The organism is Chryseobacterium aurantiacum (assembly GCF_003020585.1).
In the GTDB taxonomy this organism is placed as follows: domain Bacteria; phylum Bacteroidota; class Bacteroidia; order Flavobacteriales; family Weeksellaceae; genus Chryseobacterium; species Chryseobacterium aurantiacum.
The window spans coordinates 75183-90535 of sequence record NZ_PXUE01000008.1 but is presented as its reverse complement, the minus strand read 5'-3'; the positions used below and the strand labels follow the sequence as shown (position 1 = coordinate 90535).

Here is a 15353-nt window from a genome sequence, read left to right as displayed (position 1 = left end):
CTACATCAACAAAAAATATTTTTCAAGCCAAATACGGTAAAATAAAATATTGAAAGTCAAATCAAATCTATCAACTACCGTATATATCTCACTAATAAAAGAAAAATTTTTTTGTTTATTTAAAACATCTGTGTATTTTAGATAAAAATATTAATATGATTTTTGACAAACTAATTAACTACTTAAAACTTGATAAACAGGAGTTCGTCTTCCAGTTTAATTCCCATCCCAATTACCCATCTGCATTAGCATTTAGCGATACTTTGAATTTTATGGGAGTAAAAAATGATGCATATGAATTAGACAAGGAATATTGGAATGAGCTTCCTGAAGAATTTATTGCCATTGTAGAAAATTCTTTCTCTTTGGTAAAGAAATCAGGAAATAGTTACTCAGTTTACTCAGAAAAAGCTAAAACACTTAACCAGGAAGAACTCTACAACAAATCAACAAATTTTGTGCTTCTGTTTGAAAAGACAGAAAAAGCAGAAAATAAACTGGCATTCAACTTCAAACCGATTCTGTATGCTATTTTTGCTGTAATTCTTATTTATTCACTTCTAAGTCTACAGATATATGAAGCTGTTTTTAATCTTCTTTCACTGGCAGGGGTTTATATCTCGTTAGAAATATTTAATCAAAAATTCGGAAACAGCTCCACTGTAATCGGAAGTATATGTGGTGTACCCACAGCCGCTCAAACCGTTAATGCTTGTGATAAAATTATAAAACAGGATAAAACCAGCATTCTAGGTTTAAAATTTTCTGATTTTTCGTTAATTTATTTTACAGGACTTGCCGTATTAGGGCTATTCTTGCCGGGAACTGCTTATATTATAAAAGGATTTACTATCGTTTCAATATTGGCGATTGGCTACTCTCTTTATATTCAGGCTTTTGTTGAAAAAGCATTTTGTAGAGTTTGTCTTTTAATTATCTCTATTCTAGTAGGGCAATTGGCCATTAGTAGTTTTTTCTTTCAAAATCTTCCTTTTGAAATCGGAACTCTTTTACTTATCATAATTTTATGGGCATTGATTTTCTCAACCGTTATTTACTTTAACTCAATCTTGGAACAGAAAGAGGAACTTCAAAAATCAAATGCCAAAAACCTAAGGTTTAAAAGGAATTATGAATTGTTCAAAAGTCAATTATTAGAAAAGGAAAAAATAGAATTTCAGGATACCCATACTTTCTCTGTGGGTAAAAAGGATGCAAGACTTCGTATTTCAATTGTTTCCAACCCCTATTGCGGCTTCTGTAAGGATGCTCACAAATTGGTAGAAACTCTTTTAGAAAAGTACCCTGATGATGTTTCTCTGCAAATGAGATTCAACTATATGCCGGACAGAGCAGAGGAAAAATACACCCGATTGATCTCAGATTTAGCACATATCTACAATAACAAAACAGAAAAAGAATTTCTGAATGCGGTGGAAGAATGGTTTGAAACAAAGGATGAAGGAAAAATCAATACCTTGTCCGGAGGCGTTCCTACATCTGAAAACCTGAATGCATTAATTGGAATGTCCACAGAAAACAGTAATGCTGGACTCAACTTTACCCCTGTTTTCATTATCAATGGATATCAGTACCCTGAAAAGTATGATCGAGAAGATATTGTGTTCTTTGTTGATGAATTAATAGAAGATGAAGACTTTTAGTAATGAATATCAGCAAGTCGAAAATTTCACTATCTTAGGAAAAATAAAAGCGGCCTCCGAAAAGCTATTAAAAGAGTAGGAAAACCAAAAAACTATGTATTATGAAAAATCTAAAAAAACTCTCAAGAGAGAACCTAAGAACCCTGAAAGGTGGTATCACTCAGGAATGCGCAAGAATTCAGAGTGAAGCAAGCTATTGCGAATCCAAAATAAATCCACCTAAAGAAGGAGCTATAAATGCATGTAACAAATGGTGCTACTACTAGCCAACCAGTTCATTGAATTATAATATTGAATAAAGTAAAAATGTCGTCAGAATATGACGACATTTTATAATGATTATTAGTTTTGAAAAAATTTCCTTTTTATAAGCAACCAGACACCAAAGACTGTGGCCCCACATGTCTTAGAATTGTAAGTAAATATTACGGTAAAAGCATCTCACTACAACAGATTCGTGCCCTTTCTGAAACTACCCGTGAAGGAAGCAGCCTACTTGGGCTGAGTGATGCTGCAGAAAATCTGGGATTCCGTTCATTAGGAGTCCAAATTGACTTCAAATCTCTTGTGGAGGAAGTTCCTTTACCTTGTATTGTACACTGGAATAAAAACCATTTTGTTGTTGTTTATAAAACCGATAAAAATAACAAGATCTACATATCAGATCCCAGCTATGGCCTGATTACCTATAACCAGGAAGAATTTATCAAATCCTGGATCGGAGAAAATGCTAACGAAAATACAGAAGAAGGTATTGCCCTTATTTTGGAAACAACCCCTGCATTCTTCCAAACCGAATTTGATAACGAGGAAAGTAAGGCAAGCTTTTCTTTTCTCTCAAAATATCTTCTTAAATACAAATCACTTGTTATACAACTGGCTGTAGGATTATTGGCAGGAAGTTTACTGTCATTAGTCTTCCCGTTTCTTACCCAAAGTATTGTAGACGTCGGGATACAAAACCAGGATATTAACTTTATCTATCTGGTTCTTCTTGCTCAGATTATGCTATTCTTTGGAAGAATGGGTATTGAAGTTATTCGAAGCTGGATTCTTCTCCACCTTTCCGCCAGAATTAATATCTCAATTATTTCCGATTTCTTCATTAAGCTGATGAAACTTCCTATAAGCTTTTTTGATACAAGAATGACGGGAGATATTATGCAGAGGATTAATGACCACCACAGAATAGAGCAACTCCTTACGAGTTCTTCACTGAATACCCTATTTTCTATGGTCAACCTTATTATCTTCAGTATTGTACTGTTGTTTTATGACTATAGGCTTTTCATCGTATATCTTGTGGGTGCAGCACTGTATATCGGATGGATTAGTTTCTTCCTTAAAAAAAGAAAGGAACTTGATTATAAAAGATTCTCTCAGGTTTCCCAGGAACAAAGTAAAGTTATTGAGCTTATCAACGGTATGCAGGAAATTAAAATGCATAACGCTGAAAAGCAGAAACGATGGGATTGGGAGTTTCTTCAGGTAAAATTATTTAAAATTAGAATAAAATCTCTCTCCTTAGAGCAATGGCAGTCTGTAGGAGGAAACTTCATTAATCAGATGAAAGATATTCTGGTGAGTTTCCTTTCAGCAAAACTGGTTTTAAGTGGAAACCTAACCTTAGGGATGATGCTTTCTGTACAATACATCATTGGACAGCTGAACAGCCCACTTTTACAGTTAATAGACTTTATCAAGCAAACTCAGGATGCCAAAATATCCCTTGAAAGACTTGGTGAAATCCACGATAAGGAGGACGAAGAAGATAAAAACGAACAATACGCTACAGAAATCCCTCATAGAGATATTGAAATTAAAGATATGTCTTTCAGATATATTGGATCCGATGTTCCTGTTTTTGAAAATCTAAACCTTTCTATCCCTTATAGACAGACTACAGCTATTGTAGGAGCCAGCGGAAGCGGAAAAACAACCCTGTTAAAGCTTTTAATGAAGTTTTATGATCCTGATCAGGGAGAAATTAAAATCGGGAGTACCAATCTAAAGAATATTTCTCCAAGATTCTGGAGAGACCATTGTGGTGTAGTAATGCAGGAAGGATACGTATTCAATGATACGATAGCCAATAACATTGCCATTGGTGAGGACCATATTGACAAGCAAAAATTAAGACGTGCCGTAGAAATTGCAAACATCAGAGAATTTATAGAAACCCTTCCTTTAAGTTACAATACAAAAATCGGAAATGAAGGAGTTGGAGTAAGTGGCGGACAAAAGCAAAGACTCTTTATAGCAAGAGCCGTTTACAAGTCTCCGGAATATATTTTGTTTGACGAAGCTACATCAGCATTGGATGCCAATAATGAAAAAGTCATTATGGAGAATCTTGAACAATTCTTTAAAGGCAAAACAGCAGTTGTTATTGCTCACAGGCTTTCTACAGTAAAACATGCCGATAAGATTATTGTACTGGATAAAGGTAAGGTTGTAGAAGAAGGCAGCCATGCAGAACTGGTTGATTTAAGAGGTGAATATTACAGATTGGTAAAAAACCAGCTCGAACTAGGAAATTAAGACCTGTTTATTTAAATTTTATTCTCCTTTAAGTATTAGGTAGAAATTTTATTCTAAAAAAATGAAACAAGACATTTTAGACAATATTGAACTTCGCTCCGAAAGCGTACAGGATATTTTGACCCAGCCGCCTCATTGGATGATACGTTGGGGAAATACCATGATTTTCATTATTATCCTGCTTATTTTTGTGATGAGCTACATCATAAAGTATCCGGAATTTGTACCGGCTCCCATTATTGTAACCTCTCAAAATCCTCCGGAGAAAATAGAGGCAAGAATTGCAACCAAAATAGAAAAAATATTTATTAAAGATCATCAGGAAGTAAAGAAGCATGATATATTGATGGTGATGCAGTCGGCAGCCAATTATAAAGATATTCTGGAGCTTAAGAAAATTGTGGATTCCATTTCTCCCAATCAGCTGCACTCTTTTCCTCTTGCACAGGCATCAAGATATAAACTGGGAGAGCTACAGGGTGAATACAACAGCTTTGCAAAAGCTTTCCAGGATGAAGAACTTTTCACAAGGCTACAGCCGTATGCCCCAGAAAGTCTTGCCAGCAATCAAAGTATTTCCGAATACAGAATAAGAATGGCTACCCTAAAACAACAGAAAAACCTGGAGTCTGTAAAATATGATCTGAGCAGAAAAAACTTCAATAGATCACAGGAGCTTTTCAATCAGGGAGTCATTTCTGCAATGGAGCTTGAAAATGAAAAGATCAAATACCTGCAGGCTCAACAAAATCTTGAGAACCTTAATATCTCTATTTCCCAAGCAGAAGAAGGTATTTCCAATATTAACAAGACCAAGAGTGTAACGGTTATTAATAATGAAAAAGAAAAGATTACGTACTCTGCACAAACCTTGCAGCTTTTTGAACAGCTTCGAAAAGCCTTAAAGCAATGGGAACAAAATTATCTTGTGATCTCATCTACGGATGGTGTTGCCAGTTTTCAGCAATTTTTTGGTGAAAATCAGTTTGTAAAAGCCGGAGAGCCTATGGTATCTATCCTGCCAAAGAATAAAGAGAAGTTAGTAGGCAGAATGTCTGTTCCTACAATCAACTCAGGAAAAATTATACCTGGAGAGAAAGTATTAATTAAACTTGACAATTACCGTTTTCAGGAATATGGTATCATTGAAGGAAAAGTTCAGAACATTTCCCTTATTCCTGATGATAAAGGAAACTATTATGTAGATGTAGTATTGCCAAAAGGATTAAAAACAAGTTATAATAAAACGCTTACGTTTGATAAAGAACTTAGAGGTAGCGCTGAGATCGTAACTCAGGATCTAAGACTTATTGAAAGATTCTTCTACCAGATCAGAAAGCTATTGGGTTATCAGGCCTAAAAAAATTAAGTCAAAAATAAAATCGTCCGTTTCATTGGGTAATGAAGCGGACGATTTCTTTATATCTTGCTCAATCATTCATTTTACCTGAAAATAGGGAAAGTACCATGAGCTGCTGCCTATTAATTAACATAGGCATAAAAGCACAGAAACTAATAAGACAAAGTTGGTGATGAAATACCCAAATTCTATAGGACAGGATCGCATTTACTTATTGAGGAGTAAATTTTATGAAATCCATCTAATAGCTTTTGATCTTTAAAATAAGAGAAAAGTAAGATTTAATATAAAATAAAAACCGCAATCATTAGTAATGATTGCGGTTTATTGTAGCGAAGACGGGAATTGAACCCGTGACCTCAGGGTTATGAATCCTGCGCTCTAACCGACTGAGCTACCTCGCCTCCTTTTTGGTGGTGCAAATATAGAAAATATTTCTTTACCTCCAAAATTATTTTAACTTAAAATATTCTAAAACATCACCAACATGATCTGGTTTGCTGATTATCTTATTGTTAGCATCCAAAATAAAATACGTTGGTGTTGCATGAATATTGTAAGTATCTACATAATTACTGTTCCATCCTCTCAATTCTGAATCATTGATCCAAGGAAATGCTGCAATCTTGCTGGTATAAGCATTTTTGTCAACATCTAAAGAGAAAGCAACAACCTGTATATTTTTTGTTTTTAAATCATTATATTTTTCCAATAGCTTAGGTAGCTCACTTTCACAATGTGAGCAGGTAGATGACCAGAAAATAATAACCTTTTTATCTGCTTTTATATCATGAAGTGATTTAGCAGTAGTGTTCGTAGCAGACTGGAACTTATAATTTGGAAAAACAGCTCCCATTTCCACATTTGCATTAGATTTTAATGTGGTAGCAAGTCTGTCATTTATGGTACATTTAAGATTTTTCGCCTGGCTTAAGTATTTATTTTTAAACTCATCCATGTCATATACATCAAAGATGTCAATAAGTTCGGATAATACCGTCTGCCCTCTTGGTGTTTCTACCTTTAAACGGTCTAAAAGTTTATCTACTGAAGCTCCAACATTAGCGTTACCTCCAGAGTTCAAATAAGCCACCAATACAGGCCTTAGCAACGATGAACTTTCTAGCATATCATTGGACTTATCCAGAAAGTTGATAATTTCCTCCTGATCTACTTTTTTAGCAGCATCTACAGGAGCAGAAAGAAACTTACTGTAATTGGTGTTATAATAAGAGATGAATGGATGCTTTGCAGCATCAATTGAACTCGCTTTCCCTGAAAGTCTGTCAATTTCCAATTTCAAAGCTTTTCCAAAGTCTGTATTGTCTTTATAATATTCTTTGATCTGAGCCAAAGCCGGCAGAATAAGTTCTTTCTTTTGTGAGCCTTCCTGCTGCTTACTCATCAGATCATTTGCTTCATCTACATAAACAATCTCCTTTACTTTATTATTCTGAGTTTCAAGCTTAAGACTTACATCCTTGTTTTCAGAGATAAAGCTAATTGTATTATTGGTTCCGGGGAAGTATACTTTCATCATCCCCATATAGTTTTTGGGATATTTAAAGGTCCATGTATTGTTCTTGCTTTGTTCTTTAGTAACAATAATATCTTTTGAACCGTTTAATGTATATAGAATAGCATCCTGATCTTTAAAATCTGCGGAGGCCTGAACTGTAACTGTAAACTGAGCCTGCAGAGCAAATGCAGCTAAAACTGCAGATAATGTATAAACCTTTTTCATAGAGTAAAAATAAAAAAACTCTCTGACTAATCAGAGAGTTTGATATTATTTTAATAAAATTTTATGCTTTTACGCTTTTATACTTTTTTGTATAGTATGCAATGAATGCAAATGCCACAATAGAAAGTAAGTACACATACATATCAATTGGTGATGATGGTGCACCTCCGGTACCGTGTCCTCCGGTACCTCCTCCACCTGGAACTGGCATATCATCTATATCTGCCCTTACCAATAATGTGGCGAAGAGAAAGAATGCAAATACTAGCTTATTTATAGTTTTCATATTAATTTTTATTTTAAGATTTTGGTATTAACTATTACTCCTTTATCCGAAACCACTTTTACAATGTAAGAACTCTTCACTGAACCATCAAGTTCAATTACGAAGTCCCTAGATGCATCAACTGATTTTTTAGAGATAATAAGTTTACCACTCATATCATAAACTTCAATATCTGCTTTTCTCCAATCTGGATCAAATCTTACTATATAATTGCTAATTGCAGGGTTGTAAACAACCATCGTTCTTGAAAGCGCTCCTGTTTCCTTAGTTGCAAGAGAACCTTTATCCGGCGCTCCGTAATATAAGTTATATGACTTTGAACTTACAGGAATTACATCTCCTTGTTTTGCTTCTTGTACTGTACCGTTTGAAGCTTTATAGAAGAATCCTGTTCCTGAAGACAAGGCATGTACCCCGGCAGGAATTAGATTAGCGTTTTCTCTAATTTCAAATTTATAAGAAACAATTTTCTTATCTGGCTTACTATAATCAAAGTTGTATAGTAATACATCTTTTCCTAAGAAGTTACTTTCATTGGCTTCATTAATATATAGCCAATATTTAGCATTGTAATTAGGGTCGTATCCACCATTTAAAGCTTCTTCAAATGTACCAATTGGATTTGTTGAACTTGCAGCTGCCTGCACTGTAGTTGCAATAGAAATCTGGTGCCCAGTAGTAGCTGTAGGAGAAACCACATAGTAAGTTCTTCCAATTTCATTACCACTTGCATCAAGACCAATAACACCAAGCTGTTTAACACTTGTTGCGTTTGATTTGTTGCTAACTCTAGCAGCATTTACATTATAGTCAGTTCCATTGGCTCTCACTACATCCTTAAATCTTCTAAGGGTATTAAAGTTCAGAGTCTGCGCTGAGTTATCTCTAAGCTTTATAATAAATGGCTGCATTGGCTTAATGATTAATCCAATATCTCCAACAGGAGTTCCATCTAAATTAAATGTTTGCTTTAATGCACCAGTAGTGTAGGTATATCCATTAGCCAACGTAACAACATTTCCTGCTGTATACTCAACCCCCATAAGATTAGTAATATTATTACCATCTGTAACGGTTCCGCTTTCAATAAAACCAATCTTTGAAAGATCTAGGTTTGTGAAAAACGGGTTTCCGAATTGGTAAATATTTTTACCGTACGTAGGGTTCCACTCTCCGTTAGGAAGATCAAACTGATCTTGAAGGTAAGAGTTATAGGCTTCCCCATAACTGTTTGCTCCATTACCATTAGGACCGAAATAAACATTTCCTCCGTTCTGTAAATTTACAGGAGTGGCAAGAGCAGCATATGGCTTACCGTTCAAAGTGTAAACAGTAGCTGATGCAGGTGGAGTATTTGTGTTTAGGTTGTTATTTCTAGAACCTAACATATAATATCCCGTACTGTTGCTTGTTGTGGTTGCCAAATTTGTAACATGATCAGATTTAGCCTGGAGATTATTCCATTGTAAGATCAAATCATTATTTACATTACCAGGGTTTTGGATGTTTCTTACAACACCAAATGTTTTACCTAATTCTGTTGATAATGAATTGTAAGCCTTTCCAAAGAAAGGAAGGGCAACTTGTTGGAAATAATTACCTGTACCATGCTTATCGGTAAGGTATTCCTTACTTACGACACCTGTAATATTGGACTGGGATAATCCATCGATATACAACTGACCGTACGTGGAACTAGCATAAGTAGCAGGAGTATTTAGCCTTAGAACAATATTTCCACCGTCGGTTTTATCAGCCCCGCCGGCATCGATTGTTTTAAGAGCATCTGTACCAGATCCTACAATCATGATATTTCCATGTACGTCCAAAAGACCATTACCTCTTGTTTGTACACCTCCACCACTATAAACTAGGGTGTTTTCGCTCACATACATATTAGCATTAGTGTCAACATGACATAGTATCTGCGCCTGAACAGAGTAACTAATTGCTAAAAGACCTATAGCAAATAAACTTTTTCTCATTGTATAAATTATTTGTGTGTTAATACAATCTTCACCCGCAAAGGTATTATTTTTTTCTTTAAAAAAAAACTTTTTTATCTATTAATCAAAATATTATCTTCTGTTAATACAATCTTTTTTTCCTCTCCTATTGAAAACATATAGTCTTCTAAGACCTTTTCGGTGGTCCCTCTTAGACCTCTTGCTCCTAATCCTTTTTCGATTGTTTCTTCTACAATTCTTTCAATTGCACCGTCTGTAATAACCAAATCTGTGCCATCCATTTTGAAAAGTTCCACAAATTGATTTACGATTGAGTTTTTAGGCTCTTTCATAATTCTTACTAACGTTTCTTTCGTAAGTTTATCGAGATAAGTAATGATTGGAAATCTTCCTAAAAGTTCAGGAATTAATCCGAAAGAACGAAGATCTATTGCATTAATATTTGTTAATACATATTCTTCTTCATCTGTCTTATTGATTTTTTCAGAACTGAAACCAATCGCCTGCTTGTTCATTCTTCTTTCAATAATTTCCTTGATTCCGTCAAAAGCACCTCCTGCAATAAAAAGGATGTTTTGGGTATTCACCTGAATATACTTTTGGTCAGGATGCTTTCTTCCTCCTTGAGGCGGAACATTTACAATGCTTCCTTCCAATAACTTCAGCAGCCCCTGCTGCACTCCTTCTCCGGAAACGTCTCTTGTAATACTTGGATTATCAGATTTTCTGGCAATTTTATCGATTTCGTCAATAAAGACAATTCCTTTTTCTGCTTTTTCCACATCATAGTCCGCTACCATCAATAGTCTTGAAAGGATACTTTCAACATCTTCCCCTACATATCCGGCCTCTGTTAAAATAGTTGCATCCACAATACAGAAAGGAACATTAAGTTCTCTGGCAATAGTTTTTGCCAACAGGGTTTTTCCGGTCCCTGTCTCTCCTATCATAATGATATTTGACTTTTCAAGCTCTACCTCCCTGTTTTCATCCTGGGCATGAAGCAATCTTTTATAGTGGTTGTATACAGCAATTGAAAGCTGTTTCTTTGCTTGGTCCTGACCAATAACGTATTGGTCCAGAAATACCTTGATTTCTTTTGGTTTTTTAAGGTCTTCCATATTGTCTGCAGGCGAATATCCTGATTTGGAGGCACTGTCTTTTACAATAGTATGTGCCTGCTCTATACAATTTTCACAAATAAAACCGTTCTGCCCGGAAATCAACATCTGTACTTCATTTCTTTTTCTGCCGCAGAAAGAACACTGGTTTGAATTCATATGAGATAATAATATATGTATATGTTAAAGAAAATCGTAAAAAATTTCTTTTTTACGATTTTCTGTGTTTTAAGAATTAATAATTGAGTTTTGAATCTCTGTATATTCTTCGTTCGTTAATTTTAATCTTTCATTTCTAAAGTTCATGTCCTCTATCTTGTTTAAAGGAATAAGATGAATGTGGGCATGAGGAACTTCAAGTCCTACAACCGCCACTCCAACTCTTACACATGGAACTGCAGTTTTGATCTTCTTGGCTACCTCTTGGGCAAATCCCCAAAGGTTTTTGTATTCTTCACTTTCAAGATCAAAAATCAAATCCACTTCTTTTTTAGGAACTACTAAAGTGTGTCCTTTCACCAAAGGCATTGCGTCTAAAAATGCGATAAAGTTTTCATCCTCTGCAATTTTATAGGAGGGAATTTCGCCATTGATGATTTTTGTGAATATAGTGCTCATTTATCAGAAGTTAGAGGTTATATATTAGAAGTTAGAAATAAAAGGGATCTACCAGACTATAGAGAAATGTCTAATACTTCGAATGAAAGCTTATTACCGTTTGGTAAGGTAATTTCTGCCGTTTCGCCAATAGCTTTCCCTAACAGACCTTTTGCGATCGGTGTGTTTACAGAAATCTTCCCTGTTTTAAGGTCACTTTCATTATCCGGTACCAATTTAAATACCTGCTCTTGTTTAGTCGCATTGTTTTTAAGCTTCACCGTTGTCAGGATTGAAACTTTTGAAGTATCTAATTGGCTTTCGTCTATAATTTTAGAAGTTGAGATAACATCTTTCAGCTTAGAAATTCTCATTTCAAGCATCCCCTGAGCCTCTTTAGCCGCATCATACTCTGCATTTTCAGACAAATCTCCTTTGTCTCTTGCCTCTGCGATCTGCTGAGTAATTTTTGGTCTCTCCACAGTTTCCAACTGTTCCAGCTCAGCTTTCATTTTCTCTAGGCCCTCCTTTGTTACATAGCTTGCCATAATTTTCAAAATTTAGTTTTAGTATAAAAAAATAATCCGACATTTGCCGGACAATGTTTTACGTGTTATAATCGTTTAATTTTTACAAATATATAAAAATTTAAATTGAAATGAAAAAAACTTTTTCGATACTATCTATTTTCATTTTATTGATTTTCAGTAATTTATCTATAAATTCATGCGGGAGCAGAGAAGATACTGTAAGCTGCTTTCCCAACAACCCTATTAACGTTACGCTTAATCTGAACCTCCCTGCATACAATGCTCTGACCTATGATAATGGCTGGGTTTATGTGAACGAGCAGCAAGCAGGAACAAGGGGATTGATTGTTGTACGTGTGGGGAATGGCTTCAAAGTCTATGATAGAAACGCACCTCATCTATGTCCTGACAACAATACAACACTTGAGGTAAAGGACAATATCGCGATTTTATGTCCCAAGGACAATACAAGATGGATCCTAAGAACCGGTGAACCTCAATCTGGTTCCCAAACTTCTCTTCCTCCTAAAACCTATCTTTATAACTTTGATCCTGTAACCAAGGTTTTAAATATATATTACTAAAATGAAGATCGTTATACAAAGAGTCTCAGAAGCCAGTGTAAAAGTAGACGGAAAAATAGTTGGTGAAATTGGTAAAGGCTTAATGCTACTGGTAGGCATTGATGAGAATGATGAAAAGACAGATGCTGACTGGCTGGTACAAAAAGTAATAAACCTCAGAATCTTTGGAGATGAAGATGATAAACTCAATCTTTCGGTAAAGGATATTTCAGGAGAGATTCTGTGCATCAGTCAGTTTACATTGATTGCAGATTACAAAAAAGGCAATCGCCCCTCTTTCATCAAAGCAGCTAAGCCGGATAAAGCCATCCCTCTGTTTGATTACTTTAAAGCAGAAATAGCACAATCAGGACTGAAGACTGAAAGCGGAATTTTCGGAGCAGACATGAAGGTTTCCTTAATTAATGACGGCCCCGTTACCATTGTTATGGATTCAATTACAAAAAGCTGATTTACAAACAAATGAGAAACAGAAATATAATAATTGCATATGTAGTTGTCAGCTTAATTTTCCTGAGTGAGATTGTTTTAATCTTTAATAAATACAGTTATTCCGGATATTTTACGGATAAAATTATCAACTGGGTTTGGTTGGCAATGACTGTTTTTATCATCATTTGGTTTTGGAAGAAAAAAGTAATTAAGGCTTACTTTAGTCTTTTGGTATTGGGTATTATTCTGAGCATTTTACCAATGATGATTCCTTTTTTTATGATTGTAAATTATTTCTCAACTTACGACAATTATCAGCGAATTCAGCTGGATGATGTTTACAGGATTGAAAGTGGCCGTCCCGGGGCTTTATCCAAGCCACAGGTTACAGTGTATAAAAAGGTAGGAATCCTTGAAAAGCCAGTCTATACAACCCATTACAGAAAAATTATTGAAGATATTTTCGAAATTACACCGGATAGCCCTGCAATGGCGGATAACAATCCGATCCGAAGCGCAAAGCTCATTAGTGTAAGTAAAGACAGTATGGGAATTGAATATCAGATATTGAATAAAAAGAAGATTTTCTATCATAAAAATAAAGAAGATTGGTTTGATGATTTATAAGATCAGATCTCTATTTTTTCCTAATCTAAGAATACCTTTCAATGATGTTGAAAGGTATTTTTTGTCATGGAATCAATCAAAAAGGCATCATTTGCCTTTCTCATATTCAAATAAATCATCTGTGAAATGCTAAAACACAAGGTTTGAAAAATAAATTCACAAAAATGTGATTTGTTTTTATTTTATTATTAATTTTGAGATTATCCAAACTTATTCTCAACCATTTAACAAAAATATTATGAAAACAAAATTTAAATTTTCTACACTCTTAGTGTTTTGTTTCTTCTTTTCTTTCGGTCAGGCGCAATATGGCCGCGATCATCAAAGTGATGTAATTTATGTATGCTTTTCAAAGGATATTGAATCTGAGAAAGCAGCATTCAGTAAAAATTCGGATTTGGAAAAATTTGCTCGGGAAAATGGAATTTCATTTACCTATGATCTTGGTTTCAGTGACAAAAAAATCAATGAAATGATGGAAAGCAGTAAGATGAATGGAAACTCCGGAGAGTCTGTTCAAAAACTGAAAAGAATATTTAAAGCGAATCTTCCACTACAGAATAATGAAGCCGCCCAAAAGCTTATCCAAACTCTGGAAAGATTTCCTGAAATAGAATATGTATCTGTAATGAGCGGTACACCTATTGAACCTCCTGTAGTTAATATGTTTGTAGCTACTCCCGATCTTGAAAGCCTGCAAACCTACCTGAATGACAATCCGGGAATCAATGCAAAGTATGCATGGTCAAGAGGAGTTACAGGGCAAAACATCAAAATCCGCGATGTGGAATATGGTTTTTATAAAACTCATGAAATGCTTTCTAACCAAAATTCTATACAATTGGAGCCTGGATACACACCTAATTCCGGGTTATCAAATAACAACTATAGAGATCATGGAACGGCTGTGGTAAGTATTCTAGGATCTATAAAAGATAATATCGGACTTACGGGCGCTGTTTATAATGCTTCAGAAATAAAGGGATATATGGAATGGACAACTGTTGGTTACAACAGAGCATCGGCGGTAAGCAGATCCATCAATGCATCTCAGGCCGGAGACATCATTTTGTATGAAATGCAGACAGGTGGAAAAGACGGCCAATATTGTCCTGCTGAGTATGACAGCGTGATTTGGGATCTTACAAAAGCAGCGACAGATTCAGGGATTATTATTGTTGCAGCGGCAGGTAATGGAAACCAGGATCTGGATGATCCTTTTTATGCAGCCTATAGAGCAAGAGGGAATAGCGGTGCTATTATTGTAGGGGCCGGAACTCCTAATACAACCCATTCTAAGCAAAGCTTCAGTACATTTGGAAGCAGAGTTGATGTACAGGGATGGGGAAGCAGTGTTCTGGCAGCAGGATATGGTTCTTACCAGAAGTATGACAATGATAACAACAGAACTTATAATTATTTCAGTGGAACGAGTTCAGCAACTCCTACAGTAGCTTCTGCTGCCGTGCTGGTTCAGTCTTTTTACCGTCAGACTACGGGACAATACTTAAGTCCGGCTGCCATGAAAAATCTTTTGGTTTCTACAGGAATTCCTCAGGGTGGTACAGATGTTAATAAAAAGATAGGTCCGCTTCCGAATGTAAAAAATGCTATATTACAATTGGAAAGCAAATTTGTGACTCCTGTGAAAACACTAGCTCCACTAGAGGTAAAAATCTATCCGAATCCGTCCAGCAGTTCTATTGCCATTCAAAATACTGAAAATAAAAAACTGGATATTGAAATCTTCAATATGTATGGAAGATCGGTTATAAAAAGTACTGTTTCGTCGGATGAAAAGATTAATGTTTCTCATCTGCCGGCAGGTCAGTACATCATCAATATTAATGAGGGACAAAGAAGAGTGGTTGAAAAATTCACTAAGCTATAATGTAAAAAA

Annotated in this window: 14 protein-coding genes and 1 tRNA gene; 8 read left to right on the top strand and 7 right to left on the bottom strand. The window is 35.3% G+C overall.

The window, feature by feature from the left end; all coding sequences use genetic code 11:
* Nucleotides 1-155 precede the first annotated feature (155 nt).
* The 4 genes from C7D53_RS20115 (at nucleotide 156) to C7D53_RS20105 (ending at nucleotide 5565) form a co-directional block, all read left to right on the top strand.
* Nucleotides 156-1664 (top strand): thioredoxin domain-containing protein, encoded by a 1509-nt coding sequence (locus C7D53_RS20115; protein WP_106918186.1) that lies wholly within the window; start codon nucleotides 156-158, stop codon nucleotides 1662-1664.
* 101 nt (nucleotides 1665-1765) lie between these two features.
* On the top strand, nucleotides 1766-1930 hold the full coding sequence (locus tag C7D53_RS21065) for a bacteriocin-like protein (RefSeq protein ID WP_162926236.1): 165 nt from the start codon (nucleotides 1766-1768) through the stop codon (nucleotides 1928-1930).
* Between the two features lie 82 nt (nucleotides 1931-2012).
* Nucleotides 2013-4205 (top strand): peptidase domain-containing ABC transporter, encoded by a 2193-nt coding sequence (locus C7D53_RS20110; RefSeq protein ID WP_106918185.1) that lies wholly within the window; start codon nucleotides 2013-2015, stop codon nucleotides 4203-4205.
* A gap of 61 nt (nucleotides 4206-4266) precedes the next feature.
* Complete coding sequence (locus C7D53_RS20105) at nucleotides 4267-5565, top strand: HlyD family secretion protein (RefSeq protein WP_106918184.1); 1299 nt, start codon at nucleotides 4267-4269, stop codon at nucleotides 5563-5565.
* Between the two features lie 330 nt (nucleotides 5566-5895).
* On the opposite strand, the gene C7D53_RS20100 is transcribed toward C7D53_RS20105, so the two are convergent.
* The 7 genes from C7D53_RS20100 to greA form a co-directional block, all read right to left on the bottom strand.
* A tRNA-Met gene (locus C7D53_RS20100) sits at nucleotides 5896-5969 on the bottom strand.
* A 47-nt stretch (nucleotides 5970-6016) separates the two neighbouring features.
* Nucleotides 6017-7309, bottom strand: coding sequence for a TlpA family protein disulfide reductase (locus C7D53_RS20095; RefSeq protein WP_106918183.1), 1293 nt, complete (start codon nucleotides 7307-7309; stop codon nucleotides 6017-6019).
* 61 nt (nucleotides 7310-7370) lie between these two features.
* Complete coding sequence (locus tag C7D53_RS20090) at nucleotides 7371-7595, bottom strand: signal peptidase (RefSeq protein ID WP_106918182.1); 225 nt, start codon at nucleotides 7593-7595, stop codon at nucleotides 7371-7373.
* 8 nt (nucleotides 7596-7603) lie between these two features.
* Nucleotides 7604-9580, bottom strand: a complete 1977-nt coding sequence (locus tag C7D53_RS20085) for a T9SS type A sorting domain-containing protein (RefSeq protein WP_106918181.1) — start codon at nucleotides 9578-9580, stop codon at nucleotides 7604-7606.
* A gap of 74 nt (nucleotides 9581-9654) precedes the next feature.
* Complete coding sequence (gene clpX, locus C7D53_RS20080; protein ID WP_106918180.1) at nucleotides 9655-10842, bottom strand: ATP-dependent Clp protease ATP-binding subunit ClpX; 1188 nt, start codon at nucleotides 10840-10842, stop codon at nucleotides 9655-9657.
* 69 nt (nucleotides 10843-10911) lie between these two features.
* A complete protein-coding gene (locus tag C7D53_RS20075) occupies nucleotides 10912-11301 on the bottom strand; it encodes an HIT family protein (RefSeq protein WP_106918179.1) in 390 nt (129 codons plus the stop codon).
* A 56-nt stretch (nucleotides 11302-11357) separates the two neighbouring features.
* Entirely contained in the window at nucleotides 11358-11828 is a 471-nt protein-coding gene (gene greA, locus C7D53_RS20070) for a transcription elongation factor GreA (RefSeq protein ID WP_076357258.1), read from the bottom strand.
* A gap of 110 nt (nucleotides 11829-11938) precedes the next feature.
* Between greA and C7D53_RS20065 the strand changes: the two genes are divergently transcribed.
* The 4 genes from C7D53_RS20065 to C7D53_RS20050 all read left to right on the top strand — a co-directional run bounded on the left by C7D53_RS20065 (nucleotide 11939) and on the right by C7D53_RS20050 (nucleotide 15344).
* On the top strand, nucleotides 11939-12394 hold the full coding sequence (locus C7D53_RS20065) for a hypothetical protein (RefSeq protein ID WP_106918178.1): 456 nt from the start codon (nucleotides 11939-11941) through the stop codon (nucleotides 12392-12394).
* A 1-nt stretch (nucleotide 12395) separates the two neighbouring features.
* Complete coding sequence (gene dtd, locus C7D53_RS20060; RefSeq protein ID WP_106918177.1) at nucleotides 12396-12845, top strand: D-aminoacyl-tRNA deacylase; 450 nt, start codon at nucleotides 12396-12398, stop codon at nucleotides 12843-12845.
* An 11-nt stretch (nucleotides 12846-12856) separates the two neighbouring features.
* Nucleotides 12857-13453 carry a hypothetical protein gene (locus C7D53_RS20055; RefSeq protein ID WP_106918176.1) on the top strand — a complete coding sequence of 199 codons (597 nt, stop codon included), beginning with the start codon at nucleotides 12857-12859 and terminating at the stop codon, nucleotides 13451-13453.
* 238 nt (nucleotides 13454-13691) lie between these two features.
* Nucleotides 13692-15344 (top strand): S8/S53 family peptidase, encoded by a 1653-nt coding sequence (locus C7D53_RS20050; RefSeq protein ID WP_162926235.1) that lies wholly within the window; start codon nucleotides 13692-13694, stop codon nucleotides 15342-15344.
* The last annotated feature ends 9 nt before the right edge of the window (nucleotides 15345-15353 follow it).

Excerpts from the sequence above, each read along its gene's own strand:
- clpX (WP_106918180.1), bottom strand. The coding sequence starts at position 10,842 with ATGAATTCAAACCAGTGTTCTTTCTGCGGCAGAAAAAGAAATGAAGTA.
- C7D53_RS20090 (WP_106918182.1), bottom strand. The coding sequence starts at position 7,595 with ATGAAAACTATAAATAAGCTAGTATTTGCATTCTTTCTCTTCGCCACA.
- C7D53_RS20055 (WP_106918176.1), top strand. The coding sequence starts at position 12,857 with ATGAGAAACAGAAATATAATAATTGCATATGTAGTTGTCAGCTTAATT.
- greA (WP_076357258.1), bottom strand. The coding sequence starts at position 11,828 with ATGGCAAGCTATGTAACAAAGGAGGGCCTAGAGAAAATGAAAGCTGAG.
- C7D53_RS20095 (WP_106918183.1), bottom strand. The coding sequence starts at position 7,309 with ATGAAAAAGGTTTATACATTATCTGCAGTTTTAGCTGCATTTGCTCTG.
- C7D53_RS20075 (WP_106918179.1), bottom strand. The coding sequence starts at position 11,301 with ATGAGCACTATATTCACAAAAATCATCAATGGCGAAATTCCCTCCTAT.
- C7D53_RS21065 (WP_162926236.1), top strand. The coding sequence starts at position 1,766 with ATGAAAAATCTAAAAAAACTCTCAAGAGAGAACCTAAGAACCCTGAAA.
- C7D53_RS20050 (WP_162926235.1), top strand. The coding sequence starts at position 13,692 with ATGAAAACAAAATTTAAATTTTCTACACTCTTAGTGTTTTGTTTCTTC.
- C7D53_RS20105 (WP_106918184.1), top strand. The coding sequence starts at position 4,267 with ATGAAACAAGACATTTTAGACAATATTGAACTTCGCTCCGAAAGCGTA.
- C7D53_RS20085 (WP_106918181.1), bottom strand. The coding sequence starts at position 9,580 with ATGAGAAAAAGTTTATTTGCTATAGGTCTTTTAGCAATTAGTTACTCT.
- dtd (WP_106918177.1), top strand. The coding sequence starts at position 12,396 with ATGAAGATCGTTATACAAAGAGTCTCAGAAGCCAGTGTAAAAGTAGAC.
- C7D53_RS20065 (WP_106918178.1), top strand. The coding sequence starts at position 11,939 with ATGAAAAAAACTTTTTCGATACTATCTATTTTCATTTTATTGATTTTC.
- C7D53_RS20115 (WP_106918186.1), top strand. The coding sequence starts at position 156 with ATGATTTTTGACAAACTAATTAACTACTTAAAACTTGATAAACAGGAG.